Origin of the sequence: Plantibacter sp. VKM Ac-2885, assembly GCF_015351205.1 — a bacterium.
Taxonomy (GTDB): domain Bacteria; phylum Actinomycetota; class Actinomycetes; order Actinomycetales; family Microbacteriaceae; genus Plantibacter; species Plantibacter auratus.
The window spans coordinates 1,545,225-1,557,375 of record NZ_JADKSK010000001.1 but is presented as its reverse complement, the minus strand read 5'-3'; the positions used below and the strand labels follow the sequence as shown (position 1 = coordinate 1,557,375).

The following is a 12,151-nucleotide window of genomic DNA, read 5'->3' as shown; positions in this document are numbered from 1 at the left end:
TCTTCGCCGATGGAACGCGGGATGCCCCCGCACACCGTGATCCATCCGTCGTCGCACGACGATCAGCAAAGTGAGTTAATCACCCGATTCAGTTTAGGGTGACCTCACGGCGTATGCGTCAGGGCTACCCCCTAACGTGCACCCGACCGCTCAGGCGTCCTGCGCGTCGAAGGCGGCGTCGAGGACGGCGAGCACCTCGGCCTGGCGATCCGCGACGATGACCGCCGCGATGAGGATCCGCCACATGGTGTCGACCGCGTTGAGGAGGTCGGTCCGGCCGGCCAGCAAATTCGAGATGAGCTGCGTGCCGGTGAAGAACGCGACGAAGGACCTCGCCAGTTCCGCCGGCTCGAGCGGAGACCGCAACTCACCGAGCTCGATCGAGGCCTGCACGCGCTCCTCGACGCTCGCGATCCACTGCTCGTGGAACGCGGTCGTCGGAGCCTGGATGACGCCCTGCTCGAGCGACAGCCGCAGGCCGGCGCGCGTGATGGGGTCGGTGAGCAGCTGCTCGGTGATGAGGCGGGAGGCCTGGACCAGCCCGCCGAACGGCGAGGGCGCGGTGGTCGGCGCGGTCAACGCAGCGATCGAGCGCGTGCTCTGCTCGTTGATGACGGCGATCGCCAGTTCCTCTTTCGAGGGGAAGTAGAAGTAAAGCGAACCCTGCGTCGTCCCCGCCTCGCGGGCGATGTCCGACAGGCTCGCCTGTCCGTAGCCGACCCGGTCGAACATGCGGGCGGCACCTTCGACGACGGTCTGGCGTCGTTCATGACCTCGTTGCTGCTGTGGTCGTCGTTCGGGCATGTGCGTTTCCTGCTTCTGTCATCCCCCGATTCAGGGATAAGCGTACCCACTCCGAGCTGAGAAGACGGTGTCGAACGCGGCAGAAATTCGGAACAAGTCGACCGACTTGATCGCGAGAAGATCCCGGTCGGGTCGCAAAAGGGCGCATCGAGGGTGTCATCACCGACCGCGACCGAGCGGACTCACTCGCGTCGGGTGACCAGGGCGAACCGCTCGCGGAGCTCAGGCGCGTCGGCGAACGGCCGCCAGCACAGGCCGTCGCCTTCCCGCATCGCGGCCACCGGACGGAGGGCGACGAGTCGCTCACCGAAGCGCAGGGCGTCGAGGAACAGGGTGTCGTTCCCGGCATCGATCGTCAGCGAGCGCGGGTACCAACCGCGCGCCGCGAGCGCGCCGGCCAGCCAGGCCGAGTACGCCGGGTCCTTGCCGGGCTCGGGACGGAGCAGCTCCTGGTCGGCGAGATCGGACCACTCGATGACGTCCTTCGCCGACAGCGGGTGCGCCGCGCGCATGACGACGCCGAGCGGCAGCGCAGCGATCTCCTCGGCGGCGAGCTCGGCCGGTAGCTCGATCGGGAGACGCACGATGGTGGCGTCGAGACGGCCGGTGGTGACGAGGTGCAGCTGCTCGACCGGTTCGATCGCGACGGCGACCGCCGGGACGTCGATGCGGCGGCCGGCCTCGGAGACGACCGCGTCCCACGTCGTCGGCGGCCGGCCGACCCGGATGTGCCGAGCCGGTGACGCGGGATCCATGTCGGCGACGACGTCGATGAAGGTACGGACCTTCAACAGGAAGCGCTGCCCCTCACGCGTCGGGCGGTACTCCTCCCCCAGGACGCTGAACAGCTCGACCCCGAGCGCGGCCTCGAGCCGCCGCAGCTGCTGCGCGAGACTCGGCTGCGCGACCCCGAGCAGGTTCGCCGCGGCGCCGAGTGTCCGAGCATCCGCGACGACCACGGCCGACCGCAGCTGACGAAGGGTGATGGCGTCGCGTTCGAGTTGGCGGTGGAGGTCGTGCGTCATGCTTCGAGCCTACGGCGTGCTCGCAGCCCTACCCGACATGCGAAGCCGTGCTCGCATGGACGACCGTACCTCCGATAGTGCCCCTGGAGGGACTCGAACCCCCAACCCTTTCCTTAGGACGGAACTGCTCTTCCATTGAGCTACAGAGGCTGACCCATCGAGTTTAGCCGGTCGCTCAGGCGGCAGGCGCCAGGTACTGCTCCCAGTCGGGCTCCGAGCGCTCGACGCCCCGCACCATCCACTGCGAGCCGTGCGGCGTCCCCGGTGAGACCCGGAGGCTCCAGTTCATCTCCACCGGCGTGCGGTCGCCCTTCACGTTGTTGCAGCGCAGGCAGCAGGCCACGAGGTTCTCCCAGCTGTCCACACCCCCGCGCGAGCGCGGTTGCACGTGGTCGATCGTCGTCGCAGCCTTCCCGCAGTAGGCGCAGCGGTGGCCGTCACGGCGCAGCACCCCGCGGCGGGTCACGGGCACCCTGCGTGCGTTCGGGATCCGGATGTATCTGGTGAGCAGGATGACCGACGGCCGATCGAACGATCCGCTCGTCGCCACCACGGGATGCGAGGAGTCGATCTCGACGACGGTCGCCTTGTGATGCATCACGAGCACGAGGGCCCGCTTGAACGAGACGATCGCGAGCGGCTCATAGCCCGCGTTCAACACCAGTGTGCGCATGCACGTTCCCTTCCGAAGGGCCACGACGGCTGCCGCGACCGGTCGACGATCACCACCTGCAGCGTCCCTGACGCGCCGGATCGAGTCGTTTCCGGGGAACAAAAAAGGGCACTGTCATGACGACAGCACCCTCTTGACCCACGGCGGAGCCGCGGCACGCTTGGCTGGAATGCCGCAGCACGTAGAGGCCGCGACCATTCGCGACCACGTGGCGACGTATAGCGTGCATCAGCTCCTGAACCTCTCCGAGTTGCAGAGCACCAGATTAACCCACACCGACCGGATTTCCGCACGTTGCAGGAGAATTCCCCTCCGCGCCATCTCGGCTTCGGACGACGGACATCGCATGGTCGCGAACGGTCACGGCGCATCGACGACGAATCGCGTCCCTCCGATGGAGGGACGCGATCCAGGTCGAGCGGGTCGGATCAGCCGACGCCCGGCGGGTAGAGGTAGAGCGCCACGGCGCTGGCGGCGATGGTGCGCGTGTTGTAGCTGTGACGCGCGGATCCCCAGTTGTACTCCTCCAGGGTGACCGTCCCGTCGGCGTTGACCGACTGTACGTAGGCCACGTGGTTGTAGTTGAACCATGCGACGGAGCCGGCGATGGCGTTCGTCCCCTTGTTGTACTGCCACGAGTCGGCCCAGCCGTAGGCACTGCTCGGCGGCAGGCCGTTGCCCCAGGTGAAGGCCCAGTTCCCGCTCGGCGTGCCCGCGTCGCGGTTGAGTCGCCAGGCGACGAAGTCCACGCACTCGCGGTAGTAGTAGCGCAGGGGCGAGAGCCCGCCACCCTCGTCGTCGGAAGCCTGATCGAACCAGGGGTAGTCGTCGCCCGCCTGGCGTGCACCGACCGTGATCGAGTAGGTGGCGTTGCTGGCAGCTGCAGCGGCATCGAGCTGCCGCTGGCGCTCGGCGAGCTCGTCCGGCGTCGTCGCGGAGTAGAGATCGCGCGAGATCGGAGCGTCGGCGACCTTGTCGGAAGCGACGACGCTCTGGGCACCTGAGGTCTTCAACTGCTCCGAGGCGGAGGTCCCGTACTCGGTCTGCGCGCTGCTGCTCGCCGCGTACGCGGGGAGGGCGACGGTGGCGACCAGGGCCGGCACGAGGAAGGCCATGGTGGCGACGCCACGGACGGAGCCGGGTCGGGCTCCGGACGGCTTCGGCTTGCGCACGGCGACCGTCGACGCAGTCGGCTTGATGGGGGGCTTACTGCGGGCGACGCGGTCCGCACCGGTGCGGAGCGGGGCGACGGTCGCGAACGAGGTGTCGGTGGCGGACGTCACGGTGAAGGATTGCGGGGCCGTCGGCTCCGGCGCGGCGGGCTTCGTCAGCGGCCGCTCGTCCAGACGGACCTCACCGGTCGTGACGGCCGCGTCGGCCTCCTCGACCACGGCATCGTCGAGGACGATCTCGGGGTGCTCGACGGGTGCGTCCGGTGCGACGTCGGCGACGAGCGCGTCGTCGGTTGCCGACTGGGACGGGGTGGTCGCCTCCGCCTGCGTCGCGGCCTGCTCCTGGAGTCGGAGCTGCTTCCGGGTGAGGGGGACGTTCGGGGTCGTCTCGGCCTGGTCGGGGCCGCTCTCGCCAGCTGCAGTCAAGTGGATTCCTCCGGCACCCCGCATGAGCGACGACGATCGCGGTGTGGCGATCGGCATAGCGCAGCCCCATCCGACGATTGATGTCGGTTCGTGTGGCCGAGGGACGGGCTAGGGGGTGCCTCGGTCGTCTTCCTTGAGCCAGATCATGGCCTTCAGGACGAGTGACAGCCTACGGGTTACCCCTCAGAAAGTCACGTTTCGATCACGGGAAAACGGGCACATGAGGGAATCCTCATGCGCGTCTCATGCTCACGCGGCAGGGGTCTCCACGAAGATGTGCGTCGCGAGCTCATTGGGCAGCTCGAGGCCGCCCTCGACACCGTCGATGGTGACGAGCACGTAGCCGCCCGCTGCCGCGAAGGTTCCGGCGCGACCCGGCATGACGCCGGCCTGCTTGAGCTGCAGGAGCAGTTCGGGGTCGACCTGCGCCGGTTCGCCGAGACGTCGGACCGTCGCCGTGACCGGCTCGGAGCGTCCTTCGACGAGGCCGACGATGTTGATGACGCCCTGCGAGAAGGCGACGGCGGGGCTGTCGCCGAACTCGTCGAGTCCGGGGATCGGGGTGCCGTACGGCGACTCGGTGGGGTGGTTGAGCATGTCGAGCAGCTTGCGCTCGACCTGCTCACTCATGACGTGTTCCCAGCGACAGGCTTCCTCGTGGACGAACTCCCACTCGAGCCCGATGACGTCGCTCAGGAGGCGCTCAGCCAGGCGGTGCTTCCGCATGACGTGGACCGCCTTGCGTCGGCCCGGTTCGGTGAGCTCGAGGTGTCGGTCGCCCGACACGACGACGAGCCCGTCGCGCTCCATCCGACCGACCGTCTGCGAGACCGTCGGTCCGGAGTGCCCGAGGCGCTCGGAGATCCGCGCACGAAGCGGGATGATGTTCTCCTCCTCGAGCTCCAGAATGGTGCGGAGATACATCTCTGTGGTGTCAATCAAATCGGTCATCGACGCCCTCCCTGCCCGATTGCACGTTCCCGGTAAGCCTAGTGCGCGGCGGCGACGTTCCCGCGCCAAGCCACTCCGCCCCGCGTGGACGCATCCGGGCACCGTGGCACGACGCCATGAGGCCCCCGCCTCTAGAATCGCCGTATGCCGGAGATCACGATTCCCACGTCCCTTCTGCCCGCCGATGGTCGATTCGGCTGCGGCCCCTCCAAGATCCGACCCGAGCAGATCGCAGCGCTCTCCGAGGCCGGCCTGTCCCTCCTCGGCACCTCCCACCGTCAGGCTCCCGTCAAGCAGCTCGTCGGCCGCGTGCGCGCCGGCCTGGCCGACTTGTTCCGCGCCCCCGAGGGCTACGAGATCATCGTCGGCAACGGCGGCTCGACCGCGTTCTGGGACGCGGCCGCCTTCGGCCTCATCGAGCAGCGCAGCCAGAACCTCGTCTTCGGCGAGTTCGGCGGCAAGTTCGCCAAGGCGGCGGGTGCCCCATGGCTCACCGCTCCGGACGTCCGTGAGGTACCGGGTGGATCCCGCATCGATCCCGAGGTGGTCGAGGGCGTCGACGTGTACGCCTGGCCGCACAACGAGACCTCGACCGGCGTCATGGCCCCGGTGCGACGCGTGTCCGGCGACGCCGGCGCCCTCACGGTGATCGACGCGACGAGCGCCGCGGGTGGTGTGGACTTCGACGCGAGCCAGGCGGACGTCTACTACTTCGCACCGCAGAAGAACTTCGCATCCGACGGCGGCCTGTGGTTCGCGCTCTGCTCCCCCGCGGCGATCGAGCGCATCGAACGGATCGCGGCGAGCGGCCGCTACATCCCGGAGTTCCTGAGCCTGAAGAACGCGGTCGACAACTCCCGACTCGAGCAGACGCTCAACACTCCCGCGTTGTCGACGCTCGTACTCCTCGAGGAGCAGATCTCGTGGATCAACGGCAACGGCGGCCTCGCCTGGGCATCGGCACGGACGGCCGAGTCCTCCGGCGCCCTGTACGAGTGGGCCGAGCGCACCTCCTACACGACGCCGTTCGTGACGAACCCCGACCACCGCTCGCAGGTCGTCGTCACGATCGACTTCGACGACGCCATCGACGCCGCGCTGGTCGCGAAGACCCTGCGGGCGAACGGCATCGTCGACACCGAGCCCTACCGCAAGCTCGGCCGCAACCAGCTGCGCGTCGCGACCTTCACGGCGATCGACCCCGCAGACGTCCGTCAGCTCATCGCGAGCATCGAACACGTCGTCGGGGCGCTCTGATCCGTCTCCCCCGCTGAACGCCGAACGGGCGGTCGAACCCTCTCGAGGTTCGGCCGCCCGTTCGTCTTTCTCGCGGTGTGCGAGTGCTACTCGTCCTCGAACCGGTCGTCGTCCTCGTCGGAGTCCTCGTCCTCGTCCGAGTCGTCCTCGTCCTCGTCCTCGTCCGAGTCGTCGTCATCCGAGTCGTCCGACGCCGCATCGACGTCGTCCTCGTCGTACTCGAGTTCGATGCCGTCGCGGTCGCGGTCGCGGGGGTCCCCGGACAGCGCGACATCGTCGTCGTCGAACTCGTCGGTGTCATCCGCGTCGTCGAGCGCGTCGTCAGCCGCAGCCGCTGCCGCTGCCTCCTGCGCGGCGCGGTAGTCCGCGAGGCGCTCCGACCACGGCACCCACTGCGGAGCCAGCAACGCGCCGTCGCCGGGCATCAGCTCCGTCTCGAGCACGTTGGGTGCGGCGTCGTCGGCGGTCCGCGAGAGCGTCACCGTCCAGAACCATCCGGGGTAGCCCGCCATCGTGTTCGCGAACAGCAGCGAGACGACGTGATCATCGACCACGACGTGCCCGGCCGGCTCACCGACCGTGCTCGCGGGCGTGATCTCCTGCAGCGCTTCGCGCGCGAGCTCCACGGCGGCGATCAGGGTCTCGTCCGGCACGGGTGCCGGCGTCGACTCGCCATCGGTGCCGGCGTCCGAGCGATGCTCGTCCGACTCGGCTCGTGTGTCCGTGTCGGCTGTGACGTCGCGATCCTCGACGGGGGTCTCCTGATCGGCGTCAGGCATCCAGCTCGTCCGCGACCTTGCGCAGCACAGCAGCGATCTTCGTGCTGTGACTGCTGTTCGGGTACTTGCCGCGGCGCAGGTCGCCACCGATGCCGTCGAGAAGCTTCACGAGGTCCTCGACGATGATCGCCATGTCGTCGGCCGGCTTGCGCTTCAGCTTGACGAGGCTGGGCGGTGCCTCGAGGACGCGCACGGACAGCGCCTGGGCGCCGCGCTTGCCGTCGGCGATGCCGAACTCGAGCCGCGTCCCCGGCTTCACGCCGGCCGTGCCCGCGGGCAGTGCGGAAGCGTGCAGGAAGACCTCCTGGCCGTCATCAGAGCTGATGAAGCCGAAGCCCTTCTCCTCGTCGTAGAACTTGACCTTGCCGGTGGGCATGGGAACCTCGCTGTGTGTCGTGCGCAGAAATGCAGCGCCGTGCGGTGATCGCGCAGGAAGCGCGATCGAGAGGACCATCGGTCCTCGGCCCCCAGCCTATTCGGTGCAGCAGCCGCGTGCCTCTATCCTGGGAGCGTGACTGATGAGCAGACGCCGAGCATCTCGCGGCCCGAACGGATCCTGGCCTACATGGTCGTGACGATCGTCGCCGTGTCGATCGCCGCGTTCGTCGCGGTGATGGTCGGCACCGCCACCGGCCTCGAGCAGGGCGACTTCGCCGTCGGCGTCTGGCCGGTCGTGACGATCCTGCCGCTCGTCGGACTCCCGATCGCCTTCCTGATGCTGATCACGCTCATCATCGTGGGTGCCGTACGACGGTCCCGCGAGTCCCGCGGTCAGTCGCCGCGCTGACGACCATGGGCGAGGCCTTCGCGATCGCGCGCCGCCTCCGGGAGCTCCCGGACGACGCGCTCCGCCGGCTGACGCCCGACCGCAGGGCCTCCTCCGCCCGCATAGCGGACTTCTTCGACTTCGCCGAGGCCCTGTTGGACGATGCGAGCGTCGCCCGCCGGATGGCACTGCTCGACCGGGACACCCTCGCGGTGCTCGCCGCCGCGCTGGACGGGACCGAGCGCCGATCGCTCGCGACCACGCTCGAACGCGAGCAGTCGGAGGTGGATGCCGCCCTGGAGCGGCTGGAGCGGGACATCCTCGTGCTGGACGACGGAGCCGGTCCGATCAGACCGGTGAGCGCGGTGGCCGCGGTGTTCGAGGAGTGGGCGGCGAGCGGCAGACCAGGCCGTGCAGAACTCCAACTTCCGGCGGCGGCGCCGACGTCCCACGCGACCCGCCCCTCGCCCGACACGGACGCCCTCGCGAGCGAGCGAGCGGCCGGCGCGGTCGGCATCGTCGGCGAGAGCCTCCATGAACTCGACCGCGAGCCCGCACGCCTGCTCGGCCGTGGAGCCCCGTCCATGCCGGACCTCAAACGGCTCTCAGCCGCGGCGGCGAGCACGCCCGACCAGATCGAGCTCGCCCTGTCCGTGGCGTCGGCTGCCGGGCTCACCGACGCGATCGGCTCCGCCATCCGCCTGAGCGAGGTCGGCGAGGCCTGGCTGGCGTCGGCCACCGCGGAACGCTGGCTCCGCCTCGCGACGGCCTGGCGCGACGCGATCCCGGCCACGGTCCGCGATCACATCCTGACGGCGTACCGGCGCGGTTCCGTCGACCTGGTCGAGGAGCTCAGCTGGTGGTACCCGTTGGCGGAGGATGCCGTCGTGGCGCCGACGCGGGCGGTCGACGCGGTCGCCGAGCTGCTCGGGGTCACCGTCGACGGGGTGACCAGCGGGTTCGGACGACTCCTCGTCGACGACCACGCGGCCGACGCGGCCTCGACGCTCGCGTCCATGCTCCCCGCCGAGGTGTCGCAGGTCGTCCTCCAGGACGACCTTACGGTCATCGCGCTCGGTCCCCCGACGGCGGAACTCGACGTGCGACTCCGGGCCCTCGCGGAGCCGGAGGGGCGCGCTCAGGCGTCGAGGTACCGCATCACGACCGCGAGCGTCACCCGGGCCCTCGCCGACGGAGACACCGCCGAGGACCTGCTCGCGTACCTCGAGTCGATCTCCCTGACCGGCGTCCCTCAACCTCTGCGGTATCTCGTGTCCGAGGCCGCATCCCGATTCGGCCTCGTCCGCGTCGGGACGATCCGCGCGTCGGCCGACGCCTCGGCTGACCCTGGACGCAGCAGCTACATCCGCTCCGACGACGCCGGCCTGATCGCGGCGATGTCGGTCGACCAGAGCCTCGTGGCGCTCGGTCTCCGTCCGAGCGACGAGCACCGGCTCACCAGCCGCATCGAGGCGGCGACGGTCTACTGGGCCCTCCACGACGCGCGCTACCCGGTGGTCGCGGAGGACGACGGCGGCGCACCGCTCCGGATCCGCCGGCAGCCGGTCATGCGCACCGGCCTCTCCGCTCCGGCCGCCTCGACGGAACCGGATCTGGTGTCGCGGCTCCGCGCCGACGACAGCGGCGACACGAGCAGCGCATGGTTGGCCAAGCAGCTGGAGATCGCCGTCCGCGACCACACGCCGGTCACCGTGCAGCTGCAGCACGGCGAGCGCCGATCCACGTTCACGATCGAACCGGTGAGCCTCGCCGGCGGTCGCCTGCGCGGTCTGGACCGGTCGGCCGACGTCGAACGCACCCTGCCGCTCGCGATGATCACCGAGGTCCGGATCGCCGGCTGAGCGCTCGCTCAGGGGGTTGCTCACCGGATCCGCCGGTAGACTCGACCGTTATGTCTGATGGACCACTGATCGTCCAAAGCGACCGCACCGTGCTGCTCGAGGTCGCCCACCCGCTCGCCGAGGACGCCCGCCACGATCTCTCGGTGTTCGCCGAGCTCGAGCGCGCGCCGGAGCACATCCACACCTACCGGATCACCCGTCTCGGACTGTGGAATGCACGGGCCGCCGGGCACGATGCCGACCAGATGATCGAGACGCTGGAGCGGTATTCGAAGTTCTCCATCCCCGCGTCCGTGACGATCGACATGCGCGAGACCGTCAACCGCTACGGCCGGCTCGTGATCGAACGCTCCGAGGAGGGCGAGCTCGTCCTCCGCTCCACGGACCTCCCGATCCTGACCGAGGTGGCCGGCGCCAAGCGGATCGCGCCCCTCCTCATCGGGCACCCGACGCCGGACACCTTCCTCGTCGAGCCCTGGGCACGCGGCGCGCTCAAGCAAGAACTCGTGAAGCTGGGCTGGCCCGCCGAGGACCTCGCCGGGTACACCGCCGGCACGCCGCACCAGATCGACCTGGTCGAGGACGGCTGGCACCTCCGCGACTATCAGCAGCAGGCGGTCGACAACTTCTTCTCCGGTGGTTCCGGTGTCGTGGTGCTCCCCTGTGGTGCGGGCAAGACCCTGGTCGGCGCCGGGGCGATGGCGACGGCGTCCACCAACACCCTGATCCTCGTCACGAACACCGTGTCGGCACGGCAGTGGCGCGACGAGCTGTTGAAGCGCACCTCGCTCACCGCCGAGGAGATCGGCGAGTACTCGGGGCAGGTGAAGGAGGTCAAGCCGGTCACGATCGCGACCTACCAGATCCTCACGGCCAAGCGGAAGGGCGAGTACGCCCACCTCGCGCTGCTCGACGCCATGGACTGGGGCCTCGTGGTCTACGACGAGGTGCACCTGCTCCCGGCACCCGTCTTCAAGCTCACCGCCGAGCTGCAGGCGCGGCGTCGCCTCGGCCTGACGGCGACGCTCATCCGGGAGGACGGCCGCGAGGGCGACGTCTTCTCGCTCATCGGCCCGAAGCGGTTCGACGCCCCGTGGAAGGAGATCGAGGCGCAGGGCTTCATCTCCCCCGCCGCGTGCTTCGAGGTGCGCGTCGACCTGCCTCAGGCCGACCGACTCACCTACGCCGCATCCGCCGACGACGAGCGGTACCGCCTCGCGGCGACCGCTCCGGCGAAGCTCGACGTCGTCCGCCAGCTCGTCGAACGGCACCGCGGTGAGCAGATCCTCGTCATCGGGCAGTACCTCGACCAGATCGAGGAGCTGGCAGAGACGCTGGGTGCCCCGCAGTTGACCGGCGCAACACCGGTCGACGAGCGAGAACGGCTCTATCAGGCCTTCCGCGACGGCACCGAGCAGGTGCTCGTCGTCTCGAAGGTCGCGAACTTCTCGGTCGACCTGCCCGAAGCGACCGTCGCCATCCAGGTGTCGGGTTCGTTCGGTTCACGACAGGAAGAGGCGCAGCGTCTCGGCCGTCTGTTGCGCCCGAAGTCCACGGGACTCACCGCGAGCTTCTACACCCTGGTGTCGCGCGACACGGTCGATCAGGAGTTCGCACAGAACCGGCAGCGCTTCCTCGCTGAACAGGGCTACAGCTACACGATCCTCGACGCCCACGCCCTGCAGAACGCGTGAAACAGGCTCTCAGAAAAGTCTCAAGAAACGTGCAGATAATGGTGTCATGACCGGACCCCGCATCCTCATCGTCGACGACGAACCGAACATCCGCGACCTCCTCACCACGAGCCTGCGATTCGCCGGCTTCGCCGTCCGTGCCGTGGGCAACGGCGCAGCCGCCATCTCGGCGGTCCTCGAGGAGGAGCCCGACCTCATCATCCTCGACGTGATGCTGCCGGACATGAACGGCTTCGGCGTCACCAAGCGCCTCCGCAGCGCCGGCTACACGGCGCCCATCCTCTTCCTCACCGCGAAGGACGACACCGAGGACAAGATCACGGGCCTCACCGTCGGCGGCGACGACTACGTCACCAAGCCCTTCAGCCTTGACGAGATCGTGGCGCGCATCAAGGCGATCCTCCGCCGGACGATGCAGGCCGACGAGGATGCGGTGATCCGCACCGGCGAGCTGACGATGGACCAGGACACCCACGAGGTCCTCGTCGGCGACACCCCCATCGACCTCAGCCCGACCGAGTTCAAGCTCCTCCGCTACCTCATGCTCAACCCGAACCGTGTCCTGTCGAAGGCCCAGATCCTCGACCACGTCTGGGAGTACGACTTCAACGGCGACGCCGGAATCGTCGAGAGCTACATCTCCTACCTGCGCCGGAAGCTCGACCAGTTCTCCAGCGAGCCGCTCATCCAGACCAAGCGCGGATTCGGCTACATGCTCAAGGCCGGAAAGGCGTAGCCCCCA

At 69.0% G+C, this 12,151-nt stretch carries 12 protein-coding genes and 1 tRNA gene; 5 read left to right on the top strand and 8 right to left on the bottom strand.

Annotation, left to right across the window (positions count from 1 at the left end; all coding sequences use genetic code 11):
• Nucleotides 1-150 precede the first annotated feature (150 nt).
• The 6 genes from ITJ66_RS07545 to ITJ66_RS07520 form a co-directional block, all read right to left on the bottom strand.
• Nucleotides 151-804, bottom strand: a complete 654-nt coding sequence (locus tag ITJ66_RS07545; protein WP_137242079.1) for a ScbR family autoregulator-binding transcription factor — start codon at nt 802-804, stop codon at nt 151-153.
• Between the two features lie 182 nt (nt 805-986).
• The gene (locus tag ITJ66_RS07540) at nt 987-1,829 is read right to left on the bottom strand and encodes a LysR family transcriptional regulator (RefSeq protein WP_194644251.1); all 843 of its coding nucleotides are present in this window, start codon (nt 1,827-1,829) and stop codon (nt 987-989) included.
• Between the two features lie 78 nt (nt 1,830-1,907).
• Nucleotides 1,908-1,979 (bottom strand) — tRNA-Arg (locus ITJ66_RS07535).
• Nucleotides 1,980-2,004: 25 nt separating this feature from the next.
• Entirely contained in the window at nt 2,005-2,502 is a 498-nt protein-coding gene (locus tag ITJ66_RS07530) for an HNH endonuclease (protein ID WP_194644249.1), read from the bottom strand.
• Between the two features lie 428 nt (nt 2,503-2,930).
• A complete protein-coding gene (locus ITJ66_RS07525) occupies nt 2,931-4,100 on the bottom strand; it encodes a CHAP domain-containing protein (protein WP_194644247.1) in 1,170 nt (389 codons plus the stop codon).
• Nucleotides 4,101-4,349: 249 nt separating this feature from the next.
• Nucleotides 4,350-5,051: a metal-dependent transcriptional regulator gene (locus ITJ66_RS07520; protein WP_064296556.1), complete on the bottom strand. Its 702-nt coding sequence runs from the start codon at nt 5,049-5,051 to the stop codon at nt 4,350-4,352.
• Nucleotides 5,052-5,195: 144 nt separating this feature from the next.
• Between ITJ66_RS07520 and serC the strand changes: the two genes are divergently transcribed.
• Nucleotides 5,196-6,308 carry a phosphoserine transaminase gene (gene serC, locus ITJ66_RS07515; protein ID WP_086474368.1) on the top strand — a complete coding sequence of 371 codons (1,113 nt, stop codon included), beginning with the start codon at nt 5,196-5,198 and terminating at the stop codon, nt 6,306-6,308.
• Nucleotides 6,309-6,394: 86 nt separating this feature from the next.
• On the opposite strand, the gene ITJ66_RS07510 is transcribed toward serC, so the two are convergent.
• Both ITJ66_RS07510 and ITJ66_RS07505 read right to left on the bottom strand, forming a co-directional pair.
• The gene (locus ITJ66_RS07510) at nt 6,395-7,087 is read right to left on the bottom strand and encodes a DUF3027 domain-containing protein (protein ID WP_194644245.1); all 693 of its coding nucleotides are present in this window, start codon (nt 7,085-7,087) and stop codon (nt 6,395-6,397) included.
• The gene (locus ITJ66_RS07505; RefSeq protein WP_079705376.1) at nt 7,080-7,463 is read right to left on the bottom strand and encodes a cold-shock protein; all 384 of its coding nucleotides are present in this window, start codon (nt 7,461-7,463) and stop codon (nt 7,080-7,082) included. The genes ITJ66_RS07510 and ITJ66_RS07505 overlap by 8 nt, the downstream gene beginning before the upstream one ends.
• A gap of 135 nt (nt 7,464-7,598) precedes the next feature.
• On the opposite strand from ITJ66_RS07505, the gene ITJ66_RS07500 reads away from it, so the two are divergent.
• The 4 genes from ITJ66_RS07500 to ITJ66_RS07485 are packed head-to-tail and all read left to right on the top strand — an operon-like array spanning nt 7,599 to nt 12,145.
• Nucleotides 7,599-7,874 (top strand): multidrug ABC transporter ATPase, encoded by a 276-nt coding sequence (locus ITJ66_RS07500; protein WP_124768896.1) that lies wholly within the window; start codon nt 7,599-7,601, stop codon nt 7,872-7,874.
• A gap of 5 nt (nt 7,875-7,879) precedes the next feature.
• Nucleotides 7,880-9,715, top strand: a complete 1,836-nt coding sequence (locus tag ITJ66_RS07495) for a helicase-associated domain-containing protein (RefSeq protein ID WP_194644243.1) — start codon at nt 7,880-7,882, stop codon at nt 9,713-9,715.
• 50 nt (nt 9,716-9,765) lie between these two features.
• Nucleotides 9,766-11,409: a DNA repair helicase XPB gene (locus tag ITJ66_RS07490; RefSeq protein ID WP_137242086.1), complete on the top strand. Its 1,644-nt coding sequence runs from the start codon at nt 9,766-9,768 to the stop codon at nt 11,407-11,409.
• Between the two features lie 46 nt (nt 11,410-11,455).
• The gene (locus tag ITJ66_RS07485; protein WP_056007716.1) at nt 11,456-12,145 is read left to right on the top strand and encodes a response regulator transcription factor; all 690 of its coding nucleotides are present in this window, start codon (nt 11,456-11,458) and stop codon (nt 12,143-12,145) included.
• Nucleotides 12,146-12,151 lie beyond the last annotated feature (6 nt).